21 protein-coding genes are annotated in these 21,854 nt (G+C 42.3%); 1 reads left to right on the forward strand and 20 read right to left on the reverse strand.

The annotated features are described in order from the left end of the window. From C1A07_RS16315 to C1A07_RS02650, 9 genes are all read right to left on the reverse strand, one after another. Nucleotides 1-519 (reverse strand): shikimate kinase, encoded by a 519-nt coding sequence (locus C1A07_RS16315; protein ID WP_242972226.1) that lies wholly within the window; start codon nt 517-519, stop codon nt 1-3. Further along, entirely contained in the window at nt 516-1,391 is an 876-nt protein-coding gene (gene aroE / locus C1A07_RS16320; protein ID WP_242972227.1) for a shikimate dehydrogenase, read from the reverse strand. The genes C1A07_RS16315 and aroE overlap by 4 nt, the downstream gene beginning before the upstream one ends. Next, nucleotides 1,381-1,905: a YqeG family HAD IIIA-type phosphatase gene (locus tag C1A07_RS02620; RefSeq protein ID WP_101875727.1), complete on the reverse strand. Its 525-nt coding sequence runs from the start codon at nt 1,903-1,905 to the stop codon at nt 1,381-1,383. The genes aroE and C1A07_RS02620 overlap by 11 nt, the downstream gene beginning before the upstream one ends. Nucleotides 1,906-1,914: 9 nt before the next feature. Continuing rightward, on the reverse strand, nt 1,915-2,367 hold the full coding sequence (nrdR, locus tag C1A07_RS02625) for a transcriptional regulator NrdR (protein ID WP_101878006.1): 453 nt from the start codon (nt 2,365-2,367) through the stop codon (nt 1,915-1,917). Nucleotides 2,368-2,442: 75 nt separating this feature from the next. Then, a complete protein-coding gene (locus C1A07_RS02630; protein ID WP_101875728.1) occupies nt 2,443-2,703 on the reverse strand; it encodes a PRC-barrel domain-containing protein in 261 nt (86 codons plus the stop codon). Between the two features lie 51 nt (nt 2,704-2,754). After that, nucleotides 2,755-3,543, reverse strand: a complete 789-nt coding sequence (locus C1A07_RS02635; RefSeq protein ID WP_101875729.1) for a DUF975 family protein — start codon at nt 3,541-3,543, stop codon at nt 2,755-2,757. A gap of 63 nt (nt 3,544-3,606) precedes the next feature. Beyond that, the gene (locus C1A07_RS02640; protein WP_101875730.1) at nt 3,607-3,843 is read right to left on the reverse strand and encodes a hypothetical protein; all 237 of its coding nucleotides are present in this window, start codon (nt 3,841-3,843) and stop codon (nt 3,607-3,609) included. A gap of 128 nt (nt 3,844-3,971) precedes the next feature. Next, on the reverse strand, nt 3,972-5,144 hold the full coding sequence (locus C1A07_RS02645; RefSeq protein ID WP_101875731.1) for an amidohydrolase family protein: 1,173 nt from the start codon (nt 5,142-5,144) through the stop codon (nt 3,972-3,974). Between the two features lie 28 nt (nt 5,145-5,172). Then, on the reverse strand, nt 5,173-6,156 hold the full coding sequence (locus C1A07_RS02650) for a 2-keto-3-deoxygluconate permease (RefSeq protein WP_101875732.1): 984 nt from the start codon (nt 6,154-6,156) through the stop codon (nt 5,173-5,175). Nucleotides 6,157-6,514: 358 nt separating this feature from the next. Here C1A07_RS02650 and C1A07_RS02655 point away from each other — a divergent pair, with 358 nt between their 5' ends. Then, a complete protein-coding gene (locus C1A07_RS02655) occupies nt 6,515-8,422 on the forward strand; it encodes a sigma 54-interacting transcriptional regulator (protein WP_101875733.1) in 1,908 nt (635 codons plus the stop codon). A 57-nt stretch (nt 8,423-8,479) separates the two neighbouring features. Here the strand turns inward: C1A07_RS02655 and C1A07_RS02660 are convergent, their stop codons facing one another. From C1A07_RS02660 to C1A07_RS02710, 11 genes are all read right to left on the reverse strand, one after another. After that, nucleotides 8,480-9,880 carry an amidohydrolase family protein gene (locus tag C1A07_RS02660; protein ID WP_242972228.1) on the reverse strand — a complete coding sequence of 467 codons (1,401 nt, stop codon included), beginning with the start codon at nt 9,878-9,880 and terminating at the stop codon, nt 8,480-8,482. Nucleotides 9,881-9,882: 2 nt separating this feature from the next. Next, the gene (locus C1A07_RS02665; protein ID WP_101875734.1) at nt 9,883-11,379 is read right to left on the reverse strand and encodes a tripartite tricarboxylate transporter permease; all 1,497 of its coding nucleotides are present in this window, start codon (nt 11,377-11,379) and stop codon (nt 9,883-9,885) included. A gap of 18 nt (nt 11,380-11,397) precedes the next feature. Continuing rightward, a complete protein-coding gene (locus C1A07_RS02670; protein ID WP_101875735.1) occupies nt 11,398-11,850 on the reverse strand; it encodes a tripartite tricarboxylate transporter TctB family protein in 453 nt (150 codons plus the stop codon). 35 nt (nt 11,851-11,885) lie between these two features. Then, a complete protein-coding gene (locus C1A07_RS02675; protein WP_101875736.1) occupies nt 11,886-12,926 on the reverse strand; it encodes a tripartite tricarboxylate transporter substrate binding protein in 1,041 nt (346 codons plus the stop codon). A 424-nt stretch (nt 12,927-13,350) separates the two neighbouring features. After that, nucleotides 13,351-14,982 carry a Na/Pi cotransporter family protein gene (locus C1A07_RS02680; RefSeq protein WP_101875737.1) on the reverse strand — a complete coding sequence of 544 codons (1,632 nt, stop codon included), beginning with the start codon at nt 14,980-14,982 and terminating at the stop codon, nt 13,351-13,353. Nucleotides 14,983-15,285: 303 nt separating this feature from the next. Then, the gene (locus tag C1A07_RS02685; protein ID WP_101875738.1) at nt 15,286-16,194 is read right to left on the reverse strand and encodes a MetQ/NlpA family ABC transporter substrate-binding protein; all 909 of its coding nucleotides are present in this window, start codon (nt 16,192-16,194) and stop codon (nt 15,286-15,288) included. 68 nt (nt 16,195-16,262) lie between these two features. Continuing rightward, nucleotides 16,263-16,928 carry a methionine ABC transporter permease gene (locus tag C1A07_RS02690; RefSeq protein WP_101875739.1) on the reverse strand — a complete coding sequence of 222 codons (666 nt, stop codon included), beginning with the start codon at nt 16,926-16,928 and terminating at the stop codon, nt 16,263-16,265. Then, the gene (locus tag C1A07_RS02695) at nt 16,918-17,946 is read right to left on the reverse strand and encodes a methionine ABC transporter ATP-binding protein (protein WP_101875740.1); all 1,029 of its coding nucleotides are present in this window, start codon (nt 17,944-17,946) and stop codon (nt 16,918-16,920) included. Before C1A07_RS02695 ends, C1A07_RS02690 begins: the two co-directional genes overlap by 11 nt. Before the next feature lie 317 nt (nt 17,947-18,263). After that, nucleotides 18,264-19,691 (reverse strand): dipeptidase PepV, encoded by a 1,428-nt coding sequence (gene pepV / locus C1A07_RS02700; protein WP_101875741.1) that lies wholly within the window; start codon nt 19,689-19,691, stop codon nt 18,264-18,266. Between the two features lie 50 nt (nt 19,692-19,741). Further along, entirely contained in the window at nt 19,742-20,188 is a 447-nt protein-coding gene (locus C1A07_RS02705; protein WP_101875742.1) for a GatB/YqeY domain-containing protein, read from the reverse strand. 43 nt (nt 20,189-20,231) lie between these two features. Beyond that, a complete protein-coding gene (locus C1A07_RS02710) occupies nt 20,232-21,836 on the reverse strand; it encodes a peptide chain release factor 3 (protein ID WP_101875743.1) in 1,605 nt (534 codons plus the stop codon). Between the last annotated feature and the right edge of the window lie 18 nt (nt 21,837-21,854).

Here is a 21,854-nt window from a genome sequence, read left to right on the forward strand (position 1 = left end):
TTACTCTGCGCCTCCTGCCTGCTCTAATTCACCGATTATCTCAGAAATAGTTTTTCCGTCTGTATCTACAACCATGTGAGCCGCCTGCTGATAAACAGGCCCTCTCTTTGTCAAAAGAGCTTTTATTTTCTCTTCCGGGCTTTCTCCCTGAAGTAAAGGTCTTGAAGTATCTCCCTTTAATCTTTCTCTCACTGCTTCCGGGCTTACTTTTAAATAAACAACCGTGCCTATTTGTCTTAAAATGCCTCTGTTAATTTCCCTTAAAGGCAGTCCTCCTCCTACGGAAATAACTGAATTTTCCACAGTGTCCAGAATACTGCACAAGGCTTCTGTCTCCATTTGCCGGAAAGTATCTTCCCCGTAGTCCTTGAAAATTTCTTTTATAGTTTTCCCTGCGTGGGCCTCTATATATTGGTCTGTATCCAAAAACTGCTTTCCCCATTTTTTTGCGCATTCTGTTCCAATGCTTGTTTTTCCTGCGCCCATAAAACCGATAAATATTATATTTCCCTTTATCAAAGCTTTCCCTCCAGCATACTGGTAAGAAGGGCTTTCGCGCCTTTTACCTGTTCCATTGTAAGCTTAATATCTGGATGCCAAAGTTCATACGCAATGACTCCCTGATAAATCAGCATGTCCAGTCCATTGTAAGCAGCGCCGCCTGCTTCCTTTACCAGCCTCATAAACTTTGTTTCCGCCGGAGTATATATAATATCTATGGCTTTGTCAATTCTTTTAAAAAACTCTGAGTCTTCTATGGGAGAATGATCCTTATCCGGGAACATGCCTACGCTGGTAGACTGAATACAGCTGTATCTGTCTTCTGGCAGCTCTCTCCATTGGCTTAAAGCCATGGCCTTTACTTCTCCTTTTCCAAAAATCTGTTTCAGCTCCTTTGCTAAAGCTTCTCCCTTTTCCACAGATCTGTTCAGTATAAAAAGCTGCTTTGCTCCCTCTTTCATTAATATATAGCCTGCCGCCTTAGCAGCTCCGCCTGCGCCTAAAAGAACCCATCTCTTCCCCTGTATTTCAATGTTTTTTTCCTTAATTGCCCTAAGCAGCCCTTTTGCATCTGTATTATAACCTTTGTAGCCTGTCTCTGCAGGCACCAGGGTATTTACTGCTCCAATGGCCAAAGCGTCCTCGTCAATTTGGGATAAATGCTCCATCACCTGCTGTTTATAAGGAACAGTAACATTCATTCCACCTAAATTCATGGCCCAGGCTCCCTTTACAGCTTCCTTTACCTGGCCAGGTTCCACCTTTAAAGGCACATAAACCATATCTTTATTTGTCTGCTTGGACCAGAAATTGTGCATAGCCGGCGAAAGGGAATGCTCCACCGGATTTGCTAAAATTCCATATACCTTTGTTTTTCCGCTAATCATCATATGTCTTCTTTCTTGTCTTTTTCTGCTGACGTCCATAAAACCAGAGAACTGCTTTCTCAGGAATCCGTTTCAGCACAATTTGTATTTCTTCTTTTGGGTTAATAGGCTTTACCAGAATGCTTTTGATCCCGGTTCTGTTCGCTCCCCAAATATCTGTAAACAGCTGATCCCCCACAAATATTGTGGAGGATTTATCTGTTTTTGCCAGCTCCATGGCTTTTATATATCCCTTTCTTCCAGGCTTTCCTCCTTTGTAAATGTAAAGGCTTTCCACTGCCTGAGCAAAGGATTTCACTCTGGGCTCCTTATTATTGGAAATTAAGCAGGTTTTTAAACCTATGGCGCGCAGCCTTGCAAACAGCTCCACTGCCTTTTCATCTGCCGGAGCGCCGTGAGGCACAAGAGTATTGTCTATGTCAAACAAAACTCCCTTCACCCCTTTTTTAGCCAGCTTTTCAAATGGAATCTCATATACAGATTCCACATATTGTTTTGGATAAAAATGTTTCAGCATATTATTTTCCTATTTTTTCAGCAGCTTTCCCAGCTCCTCCATAAAAGTATTTACATCTTTAAATTCTCTGTACACAGACGCAAAACGAACGTAAGCCACCTCATCCAGACTTTGCAGCTTTTTCATTACCAGCTCCCCAATCTTGGTAGTCTCCACTTCCTTTTCTTCCATGTTGAAAATTTCATTTTCAATTTCATCAATCATGGCATTGATCTGCTGGGTGGAAACCGGCCTTTTGTGACAGGAGTGGATAATGCCTGCCTCGATCTTAGAGCGATCATAAGCTTCTCTGGAATTATCTTTTTTTATTACCATGAGAGGCATAGTCTCCAGCTTCTCATAAGTAGTAAACCTCTTTCCGCATACCTCGCACTGTCTCCGGCGGCGAATAGAGCTGTTGTCGTCTGCAGGACGTGAATCAATAACCTTTGTATCGTCTGCATTGCAAAATGGGCATTTCACTATAAAATCCTCCTGTTTTCTTTCATTATTTACCATTTTACCCCAGGAAAAACATATGTGCAAGACAATTTCCCTTTAGAATTTGCATTTTTCCTCCACTTCTTTCTTTTTCACGTCCACCAGTATAATGTCCTCTCCTACTTGACAGATATTGCAATACGGAATTATGTACTCCTTATCATGGCCTAAAAAACCGCAGATGCAGCCTGGCCCGGCTACAATAATCGCCAGAATACATCCTGTTTTCATATCCAGATCCACGTCCCCTACAAATCCTAAACGCCGGCAGTCATTTACATTAATCACTTCTTTTTTCTTTAAATCTGAAAATCGCATAGGCTACACCAGTTTACTCTCTTAGTGTATTCTATGCGATTTAACTTTATTTTACACAAAATCGTCAATTACTGTTTTCTTTATTTCAGGCCTGTATTCCTTCAGCTCTCTGTAGAAAAACGCATATGTGCACATCATATAAGGAAGGGCCCAAAGAAAACCAATACCTACAGAAAAAATTCCCAGCAAATATACTCCTGCAAAAGTAACGGACAGCCAAAGAAGCCTCAGCTTATGGCCCTTCATCATATCTTTGCTTAAAGTCAAAGCCTCTAACAGCCCCTTTTCTTCATGGTCCATAAGAATAAATAATGTCTGCCCAAAATTCAGCAGCACAATAAAAGATATAATAAACTGAAGAATTGACAGTACGATCTGATATACTGCGGCAAATGTATAGCTGTAATAATACATGTGGGAGGACTGGGCAATTTCCAGCACTACTCTTGGAACTTCAAAAAACAAGTTGATTGCAAATATCATCAAACCAAAGCCTAAATACTTCCATGGCTGATGAGTAAAAGCAAATATTAAATCAGACATTGACGCTTTCTGTCCCAGGCTGATGGAATAACACATTTTCAGCACGCCTACACTCATCATATAACTTAATATTAAGGTCACAGCCAATAAAATCAGAACAATAATGAGAACTCCTGTGGCAGCCTGGTAAGATCCGAAAACAATTAATAATACTACAGGAATCATCAGTATCGCCCATATTCCGCATAATACCAGCCACTGCACCAGCGTTCCGCCTATACATATATCATATTTTCCTTTTAAAGCACATCTGGCCATTTTCTTTAACTCAGCCGGCTTCTTTCCTTCACCATTCATTTAACTTCCTCCCTGCTCTAGGTTGACAAACAGCTTATAAGCAAACGTTCATACCTTCAATATTTACTCTATAAATAACAAAGCTATCAGGCAAAGAGCGGAAAGCACTATGCTGATTCCTCCTGTAATAAGCCCTGCCTTAGCCTTATTGTCCATTTGCTCCTCTGTGTTTGATAAAAGAGCAAACAGCACTGCCATACTTCCGCAGATTACTCCCAAGCCCAGGCAGCATATAGTAATTACAGCTATAATCCCCATTACAAGAGAGGCGACCGCCATATTATTATTCCTTTTTTCCATAATTTTCTCCTCCTTGCTATCCCCAGTTTATCATTAAAGCCCTCTGCTTACAAGTTGTATTTATTTACCAAATACAAAAAAACCAGAGGCAGTTTTCCTATTCTGACTCTGGCTTGTTTTTAAAATCTTTACTGCTTGTAAATTTTTCCGCCTTTCATTACCATAGAAACATCTGATAATACTGACACGTTTTCCAGGGGATTTCCCGATACTCCTATAATGTCAGCGGCCTTTCCTGCTTCCAGGCTTCCTGTTTTCTCACTGATTTTGCACACTTTCGCCGCATTGCTGGTTACTCCCTGCAGCGCATACCTTTTGTCTGCTCCCAGCTCCACCGCATACTCTACTTCTCTGTACAAGTATGTATGATATGCGTCTGTTCCCAGCACAAAGGGGATTTTGGCCTTTACCAGCTTCTCCAGGTTCCTTCTTACCTTTTCTCTGTTCATACGGAACTTGTACGCATTGGACTCTGACAAATGGGCTTCTCTTGTTGGGTCCAGGAAGATTCCTGATGTTAAGTCCACCCAGCTGTCCGACTTGCTTAACAGCTCAATGTCTTCCTCTGTAGCTGCATACATGTGCTCTATGACAGCCACTCCTGCCTTTAGGCAGTCCTTTAGCCCCTGGCCTCCTATACAGTGGGCTGCCGTGGGAATATTAAGTCTGGCTCCCTCCTCCACTACTGTGCGGATTTCCTCCAGGCTTAAATAGCTGGGCACAAAATCGTCTGTCAGAGACAGATTTCCAGGCGTCACAAATACTTTCAGAAGATCTACGCCCTTTTTCATGTTGGCCCTGGCTGTTTTTCTCATTTCCTCTGCGCCGCTGTGATCGCTTCCAATATAACCGTGGCCGTGAGCTCCCTTCATGCCGATGCCGCCTACCAGCAGATTCGGTCCCTCCACAACGCCTTCCTGAATCAGGTGTTTCAGCTCCACATCAATATAATACTTATCAGCCAGGTTTCTGGCTGTAGTAACTCCTGACATTAAATCGTCTTTTAAAGCGTTGATTGCTAAAGCTGTCAGCTTGCTTTCGCTGGATGTAGCCAGCATTTCCAGATGCTCCGGCAGTCTGGCGTCTAAGGTCACATGATTGTGGCACTCTATAAGACCTGGCATTAAAGTCTTATCTCCTAAATTTATTTCTTTTGCATCTGCAATATGAATGTTATTTCTGGCCTGCCCGGAAATAATTTCTTTAATCACTCCGTCTTCTACTATAATGGCAGCATTCTCTATAAGATCCAGTTCCCGGCCGCAAAGAGCCTTATCTGCAGTTAATATCCATCTATCCATTTTTATACCTCTGTCTGTTTACATTTTTCTATAACTCTGCCTCATGCTTTTCTGTAACCGGAATCCCGTGAGCTTTATTCCACTTATCTGAAAACTTTGCCAGGAATGATACTAAAAGAGGGCAAAGAATCGCTGTTATTACAACGGCCGCAGCTGTCTGAGCAGTTGCAGTTTCCACCTGAGGCTGAAATCTTGGATCAGCCATAGCAACAGCTGTTGGAGTTGTTGTAGCTACCCCTGCAGTTGTACCAATAGCGGCTCCCATAGGATCTGCTTTTCTTCTTAAAAAGCTGTAGATTATAAATGTCAAAATACCTGTACATACAACAGTTACAAGACCTAAAATAATTCCTGCCAGACCTGCATTAATAATATTGCCAAAGTTCATTCCTGCTCCTAAAGCAAAGCCGTTAAAAGGAGGTAAGAGAATCATGCCTGTGGCCAAAATCTTTCTCCATTCGTGATCTAAATTTCCAATAATAAATCCAATAATCATAGGAATAATGCTGGCAATAATATCAGTTGCCGGGAAGTTGCCCATTCCGGAAGCGCCTAAAGCAATCATTGTAAAAAACGGTCCGTCATTTAAAGCTAAAATAGAGGTTGCGCCTACGTCTGTAGAATCTCCAAATTCTTCTGCCAATGTGGCATAAATAACGCCGTTAGAGTTTGTCACTGCGCCGATTACCGCCAAAGGAGTCAGTCCTAAAATTCCTGCAGCTCCGAAAAAGTGATTTAACAGCAGTCCCATTCCAAATCCCACAAAAAACTTTAATGCTGTAAGCACAACGCCTTTCCACACAGTTGTTCCAGCCATTTTTACATCAATAGTAGCGCCGCTGCAAAAAAGAAATAAGCCGATTAATGTGGGAACTCCGTTTTTAAACAGCCCTGTTGTAAAGCCTCCAATCTGCAGGGCTTCTGGAAAGAATGTGTTCATTAAGCAGCCCAGTAAAAGCGGAATTACCATAACTCCAGCCGGAAAACGTTTCATTGTTGCTAAAATTCTCATAATATCTTCTCCTTTTTGTTTAGTATTGTAATTTTTGCATCTGATCAGAAGATAATATTATATCAAGCAAAAAGTATGCCAACTTTTTAACACACTAAAACTTTTTTCTTTTTTAAGAGAAAAACGATCAAAATTTTTTTAAATAAGAGGATTTATTCAGACCGCCTTCTTGATTCCTTTACGGCTTTTTAACATTCATTTTCCTAATATTTAGCAATATATAATTGCATATTGCAATATTATGAAATACTTTTCTGCTTATTTATTGCATTTTCACATATTCTTTCGTATAATTTCATTATTACATCTTACCTACAATGGTATGTACCGACATTTATTAAGAAAGAAGGAATTAATTATGATCCGCATGGTATTTTACGCACCTTATCCACAAATTCTGCCTATTATTGAACAGGTTTTTAAAGAACGCCCTGACCGTGCAGAGCTGCAGTACCAGGTAATTCAGGATTTTTTTAATAATCCTTTGGAAAATGTAACCGCAGACGTAGTGGTAGCCAGAGGCTTTACCGCCCATATGATGCAGAAAAAAGGGATTGTATGTGCAGAACTGAAAGTCTCCGGTTATGATGTTATTGCAGCCATTAATAAATGTCTTCATCTGTCTCCTGCTAAAAAAATTGCCGTAGTAGGAGCGTTTAACATGATTTACGGAGCTGAGGCCATTAATCCCATTTTCCCGGATGTAACCTTAACCTGCTATCCTATTATGGATGAAACTCAGCTGGAAACCACTATTTTAAAGGCCAGAGACGACGGAAATACATTTATGGTAGGAGGATATACTACAGTAGAAATTGCAAAAAAATACAATATTCCTGCAGTAATGATTGAATCCGGAAGAGAATCTGTAAATACTGCCATTGCAGACGCCAAGGCGGCGGCTGAAATTGCATTAAGAGAAAAAGAAAAAAGCAATGAAATCGCCAATATTATGAATTATTCTTTCCAGGGAATTATTTCCACCAACAGAGCCGGCATTATTACATACGCAAACTCCTACTGTCACACAATTATGCGGGATATTAAGTCCCCTTTGACCGGCCATCATTTATCTGAATTTTTCCCTGATATTCCCGTAGATCAGGTAATCACCCAGGGCAGGAAAATTCTTTCTGACTTAAACCAACGAGGCTCTCTCCAGCTGCTGTTTAACTGCGTGCCTATTGCCGGCGAATATGATAATGCCGGCTGCGTTTTAACATTTCAGAATATTGCCCAAATCCAGGCTGAAGAAGGACAAGTGCGAAAGAAAATGTACAAGTCCAGTTTCAGGGCCAAGTACCAGTTTTCTCAGATTCTTCATCAAAGCAGTATTATGGATTCTGTCATCTCAGACGCCACGGATTTCAGCTATTCTGACTCAAATATATTAATTTACGGGGAAACCGGTACTGGAAAAGAGCTGTTTGCTCAAAGCATACACAACAGCAGCGCCAGAAGAAACGGTCCCTTTGTAGCTATTAACTGCTCCGCTCTCCCGGAAAATCTTTTGGAAAGCGAGCTTTTCGGCTACGTAGAAGGCGCTTTTACTGGAGCGGCCAAAGGGGGAAAAATGGGATTTTTTGAAATTGCCCACAAAGGTACTATTTTTCTGGATGAAATCGGAGATATTTCCCCTAAGCTGCAAAGCCGTCTCCTTCGTGTTCTTCAGGAAAGGGAAATTATTAGACTTGGAAATGATGCAGTCATTCCTATTGACGTGCGGGTGATTTCCGCTACTAATAAGAATTTAAAGGAGGAAGTGGAAAAAGGCACTTTCCGCCAGGACCTTTTGTACCGGCTGGATGTGTTGGAATTAAACCTGCCCCCTTTAAGGAAACGCCCCGGCGACATCCGCCTGCTTTTAGAGCGTTTTATTCAGTTTGAACATGAGAGAACCGGCTGCCGCCTGTGCAGGCTTTCCAGCAATGCGGCCAAGCTTTTGTCCCAATATTCCTGGCCTGGAAATATTAGGGAAATGAAAAATTTCTGCGAGCGGCTTTGTATCCTCTGCCACAAAGAAGAGGCCAGCTCTGATTCTGTGCTGCGGGCCCTGCCTGATATTTTAGACCATCCTCAGGATTCATCCTTAGAGCAAACTGTCTCCGTCCAGAGCGACCCTAATTTATACGACGAAAAAGCTGCAATTTTAAAAGCTCTGGCCTCTTTTCGCAATAACCGAGGCAAAACTGCAGAATATCTTGGCATGAATCCCAGCACTTTGTGGAGGAAAATGAAAAAATACGGCATATCAGTACCCAGATAAAAAGGGCGGCGGCTGATTGGGGGTAGAATCAATCAGCCGCCGCCCTGGGGTAAGCAACTATAATTTATAAATTTTTCCGTTTTTCATTACCATAGAAACATCTGATAATACTGACACGTTTTCCAGGGGATTTCCCGATACTCCTATAATGTCAGCGGCCTTTCCTGCTTCCAGGCTTCCTGTTTTCTCACTGATTCTGCACACCTTCGCCGCATTGCTGGTTACTCCCTGCAGCGCATACCTTTTGTCTGCTCCCAGCTCCACCGCATACTCTACTTCTCTGTACAAGTATGTATGATATGCGTCTGTTCCCAGCACAAAGGGGATTTTGGCCTTTACCAGCTTCTCCAGGTTCCTTCTTACCTTTTCTCTGTTCATACGGAACTTGTACGCATTGGACTCTGACAAATGGGCTTCTCTTGTTGGGTCCAGGAAGATTCCTGATGTTAAGTCCACCCAGCTGTCCGACTTGCTTAACAGCTCAATGTCTTCCTCTGTAGCTGCATACATGTGCTCTATGACAGCTACTCCTGCCTTTAGGCAGTCCTTTAGCCCCTGGCCTCCTATACAGTGGGCTGCCGTGGGAATATTAAGTCTGGCTCCCTCCTCCACTACTGTGCGGATTTCCTCCAGGCTTAAATAGCTGGGCACAAAATCGTCTGTCAGAGACAGATTTCCAGGCGTCACAAATACTTTCAGAAGATCTACGCCCTTTTTCATGTTGGCCCTGGCTGTTTTTCTCATTTCCTCTGCGCCGCTGTGATCGCTTCCAATATAACCGTGGCCGTGAGCTCCCTTCATGCCGATGCCGCCTACCAGCAGATTCGGTCCCTCCACAACGCCTTCCTGAATCAGGTGTTTCAGCTCCACATCAATATAATACTTATCAGCCAGGTTTCTGGCTGTAGTAACTCCTGACATTAAATCGTCTTTTAAAGCGTTGATTGCTAAAGCTGTCAGCTTGCTTTCGCTGGATGTAGCCAGCATTTCCAGATGCTCCGGCAGTCTGGCGTCTAAGGTCACATGATTGTGGCACTCTATAAGACCTGGCATTAANCCCTCCACAACGCCTTCCTGAATCAGGTGTTTCAGCTCCACATCAATATAATACTTATCAGCCAGGTTTCTGGCTGTAGTAACTCCTGACATTAAATCGTCTTTTAAAGCGTTGATTGCTAAAGCTGTCAGCTTGCTTTCGCTGGATGTAGCCAGCATTTCCAGATGCTCCGGCAGTCTGGCGTCTAAGGTCACATGATTGTGGCACTCTATAAGACCTGGCATTAAGGTTTTATCTCCCAGACAAATTTCCCTGCAGTTTTCAATATTCTTTTGCCTGTACTGGTCTTGTGGCAGAATTTCTTCAATCAAACCGTCTTTTACCAAAACACATACATTTTCCTGCTGATCCAGATTCATTCCTACTAAAGCCTTTTCAGCCAGTAATGCAATATAGTCCATTTTTACTCCTCCCCTGCTTTTGCCTTTTTCTTTTTATCCATAGCTGCTTTTACAAATGGGAATGCAAAAGAAAATACAGTAAACAGCATTAATACAGTTGTCAGCGGTCTCTGGAAAATTTCCAGAATTCTGCCTTCGTACATTGTGCTTGTCAAAGAAACTGCTTTTTCCAGCATCGGTCCCAGCAAAAGAGCCAGAGCAATAGGGGAAGTAGGATAATCATTTCTCAGCATAATATAGCCGATTACCCCGGAGACAAACATAACAAATACGTCGAACATGGTTTTGTTAATAGAAAATGTTCCCACTACTGCAAGAACTACAATCACTGTAGCCAAAATTGCTTTTGGTATAAGCAGAATCATGCTTCCACATTTGCAGTAAGCAATACCTACAAAGTACAGCAGCAAATTAATAATGGCAAAACCAATAATCAAGGTATATACAGTAGCCGCATTTTCAATAAACAAGTTTGGACCTGGCCTTACTCCGTGAATAATCATTGCGCCTAAGAAAATTGCCGCTGGCGCGCTGCCTGGGATTCCCAAAGTTAAAAGAGGAATTAAAGATCCGCCTGTTACTCCGTTATTCCCTGACTCAGCAGCCACAATTCCCTCTGCAGAGCCATTTCCAAATTCTTCTGGTTTTTTAGAGGCCTTTTTCGCCTCATTGTATGCCAGAAAAGCTGCAATATCAGGGCCTGCTGCAGGGATAATGCCTGTTATAATACCAATAATTGTGGACCGGAATGCATTTACAATATTTTTTGTAATATCAGTCATTCTCAGCTTCATAGAGCCTACTTTTCCCGTTTCCGCCATTTTTCCCAAAGGATCTTCTAACATCTTAAATACCTCTGGAAGGGAGAACAAACCGATTAGTACCGGCACCACCTGAAAACCGCCGGCTAAAGCCGGGAATCCATATGTAAATCTGGGGAATCCCATAACAGGGTCCTGGCCGAAGGTGGCAATCAGCAGGCTGACTACCGCTACCAGGCAGCCCTTGTACAGGTTATCCTGGGAAAGCATAACTACTACGCTTAAACCAAAAATAGCTACAAATATCTGCTCCGGCGCTCCTACCATCATAGCAATCTTAGCTAACAACGGGGCGCACACTAAAAGAGCAATACTGCTGAAAAATCCGCCGAAGGCTGAAGCCAAAGTAACTAAATTTAACGCTCTTCCTGCCTCCCCCTTTTTCACTAAAGCCTTTCCTTCTAACGCTGTAGGAGCTGAGGCAGGAGTTCCTGGAATACCTACTAAAACTGCTGGAATAGAACCTCCGTAAACTCCGCCGCAGTATAAACCGCTAAGGAGAAGAAGGGCTGCTCCCGGCTCCATTGTATATGTAAAGGGAACAAAGATCGCAACTGCCATTGTGGCTGAAAAGCCTGGCAAAGCTCCGAAAAGCACTCCGATTACAAGGCCGCCCAGACAAATCAGCAGATTCATGGGCTGCATAACATTTGTAAATCCAAGTAATATATTTTCCATGACATAACCTCCTCTCTATTACAGGGCAAATGTGATCCAAGTTCCTCTCGGCAGAATTACAGAGAGAAATCTTGTAAACACAAAGTATAAGAGCAGGGTCATAATTAAAGATAAAGCAATCATTACTACTTTACTTTTCAGTTTCAAATAGATAAGAGAAACTATGGAAAATAAAAGTGTAGACAAAATGTACCCTATTTTATCCAGTAAAAACAAATAAGCTACAATTAAAACTGCATATGGCAGAATAATTTTTACCTGAGCTCCCACCTGGGTTTCCACAATCCCCGCCTTTTTCACCTTTACAGCCTGAACTAGCAGCTGGATTCCAACCATAATATAGCTGGCTGTTAGTAAAATCGTTGGATACATTTTTGAATCGCTGGGGATAGCATCCATCTGCATGGTCAGGGAAAACAAAAAACCTAACAGTACGATTGAAATTATAATATCCGGGACATTCTTTTTCATACCTACCACTCCTTTGTCCTCTGGGAAAATTTTAATTAGCCTTCCAGATTTGCGCCTTCAATATAAGCTTTTACGCTGTCGTGATTTTCATCATAGAAAACCTTAAAGTCATTTAAGCCCATAAATTCTATTGTTAACCCTGCTTCTTTTGCTTTCTCCTGGAATTCTGGATCTGCGCACGCTTTTTCAAATGCATCAGAAATTTTCTGGAGAGCCTCGTCAGGTGTGCCTGCTGGGGCTACAAAACCTCTCCACATTGTAGAGGAAAATCCGTCTAAAGCTTCAATGCCAGACTCTGCCAATGTAGGAACATCTGGAGCCAGTTCATTTCTTTCACTGCTTGTAATTGCAATAGGAACTACGTTTCCTGCGTCAATCTGGGCTAAAGCTTCGCTGACAAAAGGAGTTGCCACTGTACAGTCTCCGCTGGCCACATCATTAATTGCCGCCGCTCCCCCTTCATATACAAGGCGTTTGTAATTTGTTCCTGTAGCCTCCTCAAACTCCATTTTCAGGAAATCCCAGTGTGTCCACGCTCCGCCGATTCCCCACAATGTTTTTCCGTCAGAGCCTGCGTCAATTAATCCCTGTACATCTGTAATACCAGACTTTTTGCTGGCTACAATAATATGAGGATCTGCTGTAAACTGACAAATAGGAGCAAAGGAATCTTTATTATAGCTTACGCCTTCAAATAATAAGTCGTCGTTAGAGTTAGTAGAAGCAAAATATGCAAGAGTATATCCGTCTGGATTTGCTTTTGTCATCTGTGTCAGACCGATGGTTCCTCCGCCGCCTGTTACATTGTTAATTACAATGGACTGTCCCAGCTCTTTTTCTGCGTAAGAGCAAATAAGACGCGTAGCAATATCAGCTCCGCCGCCTGCGCCAAAAGGTACGATCATTTCAATGGTCTTGTTTGGAAATGATCTGTCTGAGGGCGCCTGTGTGTCTGACTGGTTTCCTGCTGCCTGTGCATCTGCATTTGCGTTTGTTTCCCCACTGCCTCCAGAACATGCTGCCAAGCTTCCAGCCACCACTGCCGCTGCTGCTAATACCATCCATTTCTTTTTCATTTCTAATACCTCCCAATTTTTTTATTGATGATACACAAATAGAGAGCAATATTAATACCAAATATCATATTTTTTCACAAAAGATGATTTTTTTGTATAAAGCTAATAAAAAGAAATTGCCTTTTTATGCATATTGCCTATACCTTCAGAAATTTTAGCAAAACTTTAACTTTTCCATATTTTTCCTTTTTATTGCATAATTGCTTTTTATTGTATTATATTTTATTTAATTGCATATATTTGCATTATTCCAATATATCAAAGTATGTGCAGCAGCGCATACCGGCGCCTGAAGGCGGTTGCTTTGAGGGCGGTTGCTTTCGCAGCCATTTTCCTTAGGCGCGGAGTGATAAAAAAGCGCCTGAAAATACATTCGCATTTTCAGACGCCTTATATTACTATTTTGCTATGTCTATTTGATTTATTATTTCACTGCAGCTATTTCCTGTGCAATATTCAGCACATGGTCTCCGATTCTCTCAAAGTCTGTCAGCATTTCAGAATATAAAATACAAGCTTCCTCAGAGCAGACTCCCTGTTTCATTCTTTCAATATGAAGCTCTCTGTACTTTACAGTCATATCGTCGATTTTCTGCTCTAAAGCAGAGATCTTTGAAAGCCAGGTAACTGTCTCCAGTTTGGGCTCCTCCAAATATGCAAATATTTCTCCGCATACCTGCTGCATTTCCTCAATTTCCTTTTTTGCTCCCTCAGAATATATAATTTGATTTTCACTTTTAATTTTCGTGTACCCGCTAATATTTACAGCGTGATCTCCGATTCTTTCAATATTGCCTAAAGCATTAAAATACGCGCTGATGGTTTCCGAGCTTTTTTCATTTGTCTCATAAACCAGCATTTTAGATATAGAACAGCTGATTTCTTTATTGAGAAAGTCTATATATTCCTCTCTTTTTTCAACGTTTTCCATAATCTTAATATCACTGTCTAAAAAAGCCTGGAAGCTGTCGTGCACATTCTTTTTAGCCATATTCATCATTCTGAATACTTCCTGCTGCAGCTGTTCAATATAAATGGCTGAGTAACCAATACCGCTTTCAGAAACTCCATTTACGCTTTTTAAATACCGCAGGGACATTCCCTCTTCCATGTCCTCTTCTCTGTCAGGAAGAATCTTTTCAGCCAAAGAGGCCAGATTTGTTCCCAGAGGCAGAAGCAGCAAGGTAGTAACAATATTAAATAAAGTATGCATATTAGCAATCTGGGCAGCCGGTCCATAGGGAGTAAAAGACTCTACCAAAGACACTAAAGGCGTTACCATACAAATAATTGTAAACACAATGGTACCAATAATATTAAACATTAAATGGATCACTGTTGTTCTTTTGGCATTGCGGCTGGTGCCGATTGAAGCCAAAACAGCTGTAATACATGTGCCGATATTCTGTCCGAAAAGCACGTAAACAGCGCTTGGCAGGCCGATAACTCCGCTTGTGGCCAATGCCTGTAAAATACCTACGGAAGCAGAGGATGACTGAATTACTGCCGTAAATAACGCGCCGGCTAAAATACCAATCAGAGGATTGGAGAATTTTGTGATCAGATCAATAAAGGCCGGAAGCTCCCTGAGAGGCAGCATAGCCTCGCTCATCATTTCCATGCCAATAAAAAGAATTCCAAGTCCTGCCAAAATCTCGCCAATATGCTGAGCCTTTTGGTTTTTCACAAAAGTAACCATGGCAACGCCGGCAAATGCAAACAAAGGGGCTATGGCTCCTACGTCTAAAGCAATCAGCTGCCCTGTTATAGTAGTACCAATATTAGCGCCCATAATAATCCAAACTGCCTGGCGCAGATTCATCATTCCAGAGTTTACAAATCCTACTACCATAACCGTGGTGGCTGAAGAGGACTGAATCACTGCTGTAATTCCTGCTCCTACAGCTACGCCCATAAACCGGTTTGCCGTCAGCTTTTCTAAAAGCTGTTTCATCTTATTTCCCGCCGCGGCTTCCAGTCCCTGCCCCATCATCTGCATTCCGTAAAGGAACAGCGCCAAACCTCCAAGCAGGCCTAATATGTCTGTAATTTTCATATTCTTTCTCCCCTAGTTTGTGTTAGCATCTTTTACATTGACGCCAAAATTATATTAACATATTACAATTTCACCCTCAAGTTAATTTCACGTTAACACTATGTAAAATCTATGTAAAATCACAACTTTACAATCCGCTGGAGCGCGAAACTATTTGTTACCTAAAGTTCGCCATAGCAAAGTTTGGGGTTCCCGGAGTTTTTATGAAACGAGGAATAAGTGAAATAAAAAAAGACTGCCGCTGAATCATCAGTTTCCCTTCTGATTTTCATTCAGCTGCAGTCTCTTTGTAAATAAAAGTATTTAGAACAGAGGCACTACTGCGCCCTGATACTGTTCTTCCATAAATGTTTTTATTTCATCACTTGTAAGGGCTTCCATAAGAGCTTTAATGGCCTCATCATTTTCTTTTCCCTCCTGCACTGCCACTACGTTTCCGTATGTAGTTGCGCCGATAGAGTCTGAATCCTCAATAGCCAATGCATCTTCCACAGATAACCCGGCGTCAATGGCGTAGTTTCCGTTAATAACCGCAATATCTACACTGCTAAGAGAACGTGGAATCTGAGCTGCCTCTACCTCGTAAATATCTAACTTCTTCCCATTTTCTACAACATCATTTTTTGTAGCTTTAAGACCTGCGTCCTCTTTCAGCTTAATCAGCCCCTGAGCCTCTAAAAGTAAAAGAGCTCTGGCTTCGTTTGTAGCATCATTAGGAACCGCTACCTTAGCTCCCTCTGCTAACTCCTCCAGAGAAGCTGTTTTTCCTGCGTAAATTCCAAATGGCTCATAGTGAATTGCCCCTGCAGAAACCAGCTTTGTGCCTCTCTCAGCGTTAAACTGCTCTAAGTATGGGCCGTGCTGGAAGTAATTGGCGTCTAAATCTCCTGCGTCTAAGGCCAGGTTTGGCTGTACATAATCTACATATTCCACAATCTGAAGATCATATCCTTTTTCCTTCATAAGCTCCTTAGCTGCTTCTAAAATTTCTGCATGAGGAGCAGGGCTTGCGCCTACTTTTACAGGTTTTAATTCCCCTGCTGCTTCTGTAGACTCTGCTGCTTCTGAGGTTTCTTCCTTGTCTGCTGTTTCTTTGCTTTCAGCTGCTGTTGTCTGCTGTGCAGAAGACTCCTCTGCTTTGTTTTGGCCGCAGGCTGTGAGAGCTGCTGTTGCAATTGCTGCCGCTGCAAGGATTGTCACAAATTTCTTCATAATTCTTTCCTCCTGTTAAATTGATTTATAATAAAACCTTTATGGTTCTACTACCTGAAATTTTATTGTCACCGAACTCTTTTGTCGCTGATTCTGGACGCCTTCATAAATGTTTCCTGGATAATCTGCACTACAATCACAAGAAGAATGACTGTTACTGCCATAGTGTCTATTTCATATCTGTAATAGCCATAATTAATTGCAATGGCGCCTAAACCGCCGCCGCCTACAAAGCCTGCCATAGCAGAATATCCTAAAATTGTTGTTACTGAAATAGCCGCCCCTACTAATAAAGAGGGCCTGGCTTCAGGAAGCAGCACCTTCCACACAATCTGACCTGTAGTAGCTCCCATAGACTTGGCTGCTTCAATTACTCCTGCATCCACCTCTTTAAAAGAGGATTCCACCATTCTGGCAATATATGGAGCGGCGGCAAATACTAGGGGAGGGATGATAGCCTTAGAGCCAATTAACGTGCCTGCGATTACTTCTGTTATAGGAATTACCATAATAAGCAGAATAATAAACGGAATAGATCTAAGCAGGTTAATAAACAGCCCCAGTATTTTCTGGAATACCGGCATAGGCTTTATTCCTCCCTTATCTGTAACTATTAAAATTATTCCCAGAGGAATTCCGATTAAATAAGCAATGGCAGATGAAACCAGGGTCATATATACTGTTTCCCAAATTCCCCTTGCCATCATTGAAATTGTTGTGGAATCAAAGGTCATTTTCTGTCACCTCCTCAAAGGGTACTTTTGAGGCAGTCAGATAATTTATCATCCTTCTGGCCTCTATTTCATCTTCAGACAGCTGGATAATCATTTGTCCCATTGCTGTTCCCTTAATGTCCTTTGTAGCTGCATACATAATGTTTACAGGAGATTTACAGGCCAGAATCATGTTGGCCAACACCGGCTCGTCGGAAGCTCTTCCGTCAAAAATAATACGGATCATTTTAGACTTTCCAAAGTCGCCGCTGTGAACAGTATCCCCCATAATCAGCTGCCTTCCAATATTGGATTTAGGCATTGAGAAAATCTTAGCCACAGATCCTACCTCTGCAATCTGGCTGTTGTCAATAATAGCTACCCTGTCGCAAATAGCTTCAATTACCGTCATCTCATGGGTGATCACAATCACTGTTACTCCCATTTTTTTGTTAATTTCCTTCAGCAGATTTAAAATAGCCTTAGTTGTGTTAGGGTCCAGGGCGCTGGTGGCCTCGTCGCAGAGCAAAACCGCCGGGTTGGTAGCCAAAGCTCTTGCTATAGCCACTCTCTGCTTTTGCCCTCCTGAAAGCTGAGCCGGATAAGCCTTGGCCCTGTCTGTTAAACCTACTAACTCTAGCAGCTCCTCCGCTCTTTTTTTAGCCTGATCCTTAGGGGTTCCAATAAGCTCTAAAGGAAAACAAATATTTTGTATTACGTTTCTCTGAGCCAACAGGTTAAACTGCTGGAAAATCATGCCCATAGATCTTCTGGCTTTTCTGATTCCCCCTTCCCCCATCTTAGACATTGGCTGTCCCTGGAAAATCACATCCCCGCTGGTGGGAACCTCCAAATAATTAATACACCTTACTAAAGTACTTTTTCCCGCCCCGCTAAGGCCGATAATTCCAAAAATTTCTCCCTGCCAAATATCCAGATTAATATTATCCAGGGCCTTTACCGTCCCATTTGACGTAATAAATTCTTTTCCCAGCTTCTCCAGCCGGATAATAGGACTGTCCTGCTTCCTCTCTTCCATATGCCCTCCTTATGTGAAATAAACAATAAAACAAGCCCACACATTATCTGCATGGGCCTGCGAATATACTTTCACTCTTTTCAACCTGGATGCCCTCTTTAAAAAGGCATCTTCACAAAAACCATACATGAACCTGCATTTAATTTTTGACGCGCACAAACATACGGCACATGACTTTCATCATGCCGGTACACATCATCATGCAGTTGTTCATGGTTTTAGCTGCGAACATAGGTCTTTCCTCCTTGAGTCATCTCAATCCTTATCTATGTTATGGTTGATTGTATGTCAAAATACATGTATTGTCAAGCAATTTTTTATCTGCACAGCTGCACAATCACCTGAGCAAAAATTTTAGCCGCCATTGTCAGTTCCTCTACATAGGCAAACTCGTCGGCTCCGTGCATCCGATTGTCTGTGCCAGGCATAGCTGCTCCAAAAGCCACCCCGTTTTTCAGGCTGTGAACATAGGTGCCGCCTCCAATGGCCAGGCACTCTCCCTTATTTCCTGTATACTCTTCATATACATTTAAAAGAGTGGAGATAAACGCGCTGTTTTCATCTACATGGTGAGGAGGAACCATATTTTCTGTAAGAAACTTAAAACCCTTCTCCTCTATTTTTTCTTTTGCCTTTTTTAAAGTATTTTCTTCATTGCTGCAGATGGGGCAGCGGCTGTCAAACCATCCCTCCAGCCCTGTCTCCCCAACCTCCAGCATACTAAAAGCTAAGGTCAGAGGGCCGGAAATATCATCCTTCATAGCAATCCCCAGCTGCTCTCCCAAAAAATCTCCATGGGGAAACATAAGGCTTAATTTTCTTACGGCGTCTACAGCTTCTGACTTTTCAAATGGCAATATGGAAATTAAGCTTAAAAGCCCTGTAAGAGCGTTATTTCCCATTTCAGGCTGAGCGGCGTGGGCCCCTTGGCCTGTGGCGGTAATCTTTACAATTGTATCATCAGGAGCCATGGTGTAGTCGCTGTACTCCATTTCAAAAGATACTCCTGTTGCAGCTTCTGTCTCCCTAGCTGCTTTTTCCATAATCTCCGCCTGAAATCCCTGAAGCACTGCCCAAGCTTTTCCAGGCGCCACATTCAGCTTTGTACCTGCGTGAATAGACAGCAGTCTGGGAAGTCCCTCTTCCTTTTCCCATGTGGCTGTAAAATGGCCTTCCAGTCTGCCTTTTTCTGTATTCACTACAGGGAAATCCCCGTCAGGAGAAAAGGTCATAGGAGCTTCCGGCTCTTTTGCATAATACTGTTCAATATCAGAACTGCCGCACTCCTCATCTGTCCCTAAAATTAAGCGCGCGTTTTTAGATACTGGAATATTTAACTCCTTTACCGCCCTCATAGCGTACAAGGCCGCCACTGCAGGCCCCTTGTCGTCGGCAGTTCCTCTTCCGTACAGCTTTCCGTTTTTTATTACAGGCTGGAAAGGCTCTGTCTCCATCCACCCATCTCCTGCCGGCACTACATCTAAATGTGCCAGAATATCCAGGCATTTTTCCCCTGTATTTAAATCTGCTGTTCCCACATAAGAGTCATAGTTTTGTATAGAAAAACCGTACTTTTCAGCCATGGCAAGGGCTGTCTGCAAAGCTGCATCCACTCCCTCCCCAAAAGGCATTCCCTCTTTGTAAGCCATTTTTTCACTGTTAATTCTGCACAGCGTCATAATGTCGTCCAGCATTTCGTCCTTGTGTTCTTCTATATAAGCCTCAATTTCTTTCCTGTATTCCATATGCTCTGCTCCCTTCCAGTCACGGCTTTTCCACGAAATCTTTCTCTTATTTATGCAAACATAGAAGCCAGAATCTCATTTACCAGTTTTCCGTCTGCTTTGCCCTTTACCTTAGGCATCAGAACCTTCATAATCTTTCCCTTATCCTTCGCCGTTGGGCTGTCAATCTCCAGTTCCTTTAACACCTGTACAATGATTTCCTTAATCTGGTCTCCTCCCATATCCTCCGGAGCAAATTCCTTATAAACCTTTAGTCTGGCTTCTGCTTCAGCCCTAATATCATCTCTGCCTTCTGGAGCTGTGTCGTAGGTTTCCTTTGTCTGCTTTATTTCCTTTTTTACAATTGCATTTTCTTCGTCCTCTGTTAAAGGCTGTCTTTTATCAATCTCCCCGTTTTTCAAAGCGCTTAACAGCATAGAAAGAGCGTCTTTTCTCTCCTTGTCCTTGGCCTTCATTGCCTCCACCATAGCAGCTCTTACAACATCAATTTTGCTCATACTACAGGACCTCCTTTATTCATGTCAATTTATTAAAATTGTATTAGTTTCTTCCAAATTCACTAAGCTTTAATCCTGGATTTCTCTCCAGAACCATTCCCACGCTCCAGCTGTTAATAAACAGAAGCAGCGGATTGTCCTTTAAGTCCTTGATTCTCTTCATATCAGAAGTGCCCTGAATCTTGGCCACGTCAATTTCCTCTCCGTTTTCTACCCAGCGGATATATTCATAAGGCAGCTTGTCTAAACGCACCTCTACATTATATTCATTTTTCAGACGGTATGTGAGCACCTCAAACTGCAGCTCTCCCACCACACCTACAATGATTTCCTCCATGCCTGTATTAAATTCCTGGAAAATCTGAATTGCGCCTTCCTGGGCAATCTGGTTCACACCCTTTAAAAACTGTTTTCTCTTCATGGTATCAATCTGCCGCACTCTGGCAAAATGCTCTGGAGCAAATGTTGGGATGCCCTCAAATTCAAACTTTTCATTAGAAAGACATAAGGTATCTCCAATGGAGAAGATTCCAGGGTCAAAAACTCCGATAATATCTCCTGCGTAAGCCTCCTCCACAATTTTTCTGTCCTGAGCCATCATCTGCTGAGGCTGAGATAAGCGGATTTTTCTGCCTCCCTGAACGTGATTTACCTCCATGCCTGCCTGAAACTTTCCGGAGCAGATTCTCATAAATGCAATTCTGTCTCTGTGAGCCTTATTCATATTGGCCTGAATTTTAAATACAAAGGCAGAAAAATCTTCTGTGAAAGGGTCAATCACTGACGTAGTCGTCTTTCTTGGAAGAGGAGATGTGGTCATCTGGAGGAAATGCTCTAAAAATGTTTCCACTCCAAAGTTTGTCAAAGCTGATCCAAAAAACGCAGGGGAAAGCTTTCCCTGGCTGACTAAGTCCATGTCAAATGGATCGCTGGCTCCGTCCAGCAGCTCAATATCCTCCAGCAGCTTTTCATGGTAATCGGCCCCGATTACTGACTCTACATCCTCTGTTTCCGCGTCAAACTCTCTGGACTCTACCTCCTTCTGTCCCCCCATTGCAGCTGTAAATGTAGTAATTTTCTTTGTATTTCTGTCATACACGCCCTTAAATCCTTTTCCGCAGCCAATAGGCCAGTTTACAGGGCATGTTTTAATTCCCAGTACGCTTTCAATTTCATCCATTAATTCAAAGGGATCTCTGGCTTCCCTATCCATTTTATTAATAAATGTAAAAATAGGAATATTTCTTAAAAGACATACTTTAAAAAGCTTAATTGTCTGAGCCTCCACACCTTTGGAAGCATCAATAACCATAACTGCAGAGTCGGCCGCCATTAATGTACGGTAGGTATCTTCTGAGAAGTCCTGATGTCCAGGCGTATCCAGAATATTAATACAATATCCTTCATAATTAAACTGCAGCACTGACGAGGTTACAGAAATACCTCTTTCCTTTTCAATTTCCATCCAGTCAGACACCGCATGTTTTGTAGCTTTTCTTCCCTTTACAGTACCTGCCAGGTTAATGGCGCCTCCGTAAAGGAGAAATTTTTCTGTTAATGTGGTTTTACCTGCATCCGGGTGGGAAATAATGGCGAATGTCCGCCTTTTCTTAATTTCTTCTGTAATATTTGTTTCTGTATTTGACAAGGGTTTGTCCTCCAATTT

The organism is Lachnoclostridium edouardi (genome assembly GCF_900240245.1).
Classification (GTDB): domain Bacteria; phylum Bacillota; class Clostridia; order Lachnospirales; family Lachnospiraceae; genus Lachnoclostridium_A; species Lachnoclostridium_A edouardi.

Excerpts from the sequence above, each read along its gene's own strand:
- aroE (WP_242972227.1), bottom strand. The coding sequence starts at position 1,391 with ATGATGATTAGCGGAAAAACAAAGGTATATGGAATTTTAGCAAATCCG.
- C1A07_RS02620 (WP_101875727.1), bottom strand. The coding sequence starts at position 1,905 with ATGCTGAAACATTTTTATCCAAAACAATATGTGGAATCTGTATATGAG.
- C1A07_RS02630 (WP_101875728.1), bottom strand. The coding sequence starts at position 2,703 with ATGCGATTTTCAGATTTAAAGAAAAAAGAAGTGATTAATGTAAATGAC.
- C1A07_RS02635 (WP_101875729.1), bottom strand. The coding sequence starts at position 3,543 with ATGAATGGTGAAGGAAAGAAGCCGGCTGAGTTAAAGAAAATGGCCAGA.
- C1A07_RS02640 (WP_101875730.1), bottom strand. The coding sequence starts at position 3,843 with ATGGAAAAAAGGAATAATAATATGGCGGTCGCCTCTCTTGTAATGGGG.
- C1A07_RS02645 (WP_101875731.1), bottom strand. The coding sequence starts at position 5,144 with ATGGATAGATGGATATTAACTGCAGATAAGGCTCTTTGCGGCCGGGAA.
- C1A07_RS02650 (WP_101875732.1), bottom strand. The coding sequence starts at position 6,156 with ATGAGAATTTTAGCAACAATGAAACGTTTTCCGGCTGGAGTTATGGTA.
- C1A07_RS02655 (WP_101875733.1), top strand. The coding sequence starts at position 6,515 with ATGATCCGCATGGTATTTTACGCACCTTATCCACAAATTCTGCCTATT.
- C1A07_RS02665 (WP_101875734.1), bottom strand. The coding sequence starts at position 11,379 with ATGGAAAATATATTACTTGGATTTACAAATGTTATGCAGCCCATGAAT.
- C1A07_RS02670 (WP_101875735.1), bottom strand. The coding sequence starts at position 11,850 with ATGAAAAAGAATGTCCCGGATATTATAATTTCAATCGTACTGTTAGGT.
- C1A07_RS02675 (WP_101875736.1), bottom strand. The coding sequence starts at position 12,926 with ATGAAAAAGAAATGGATGGTATTAGCAGCAGCGGCAGTGGTGGCTGGA.
- C1A07_RS02680 (WP_101875737.1), bottom strand. The coding sequence starts at position 14,982 with ATGAAAATTACAGACATATTAGGCCTGCTTGGAGGTTTGGCGCTGTTC.
- C1A07_RS02685 (WP_101875738.1), bottom strand. The coding sequence starts at position 16,194 with ATGAAGAAATTTGTGACAATCCTTGCAGCGGCAGCAATTGCAACAGCA.
- C1A07_RS02690 (WP_101875739.1), bottom strand. The coding sequence starts at position 16,928 with ATGACCTTTGATTCCACAACAATTTCAATGATGGCAAGGGGAATTTGG.
- C1A07_RS02695 (WP_101875740.1), bottom strand. The coding sequence starts at position 17,946 with ATGGAAGAGAGGAAGCAGGACAGTCCTATTATCCGGCTGGAGAAGCTG.
- pepV (WP_101875741.1), bottom strand. The coding sequence starts at position 19,691 with ATGGAATACAGGAAAGAAATTGAGGCTTATATAGAAGAACACAAGGAC.
- C1A07_RS02705 (WP_101875742.1), bottom strand. The coding sequence starts at position 20,188 with ATGAGCAAAATTGATGTTGTAAGAGCTGCTATGGTGGAGGCAATGAAG.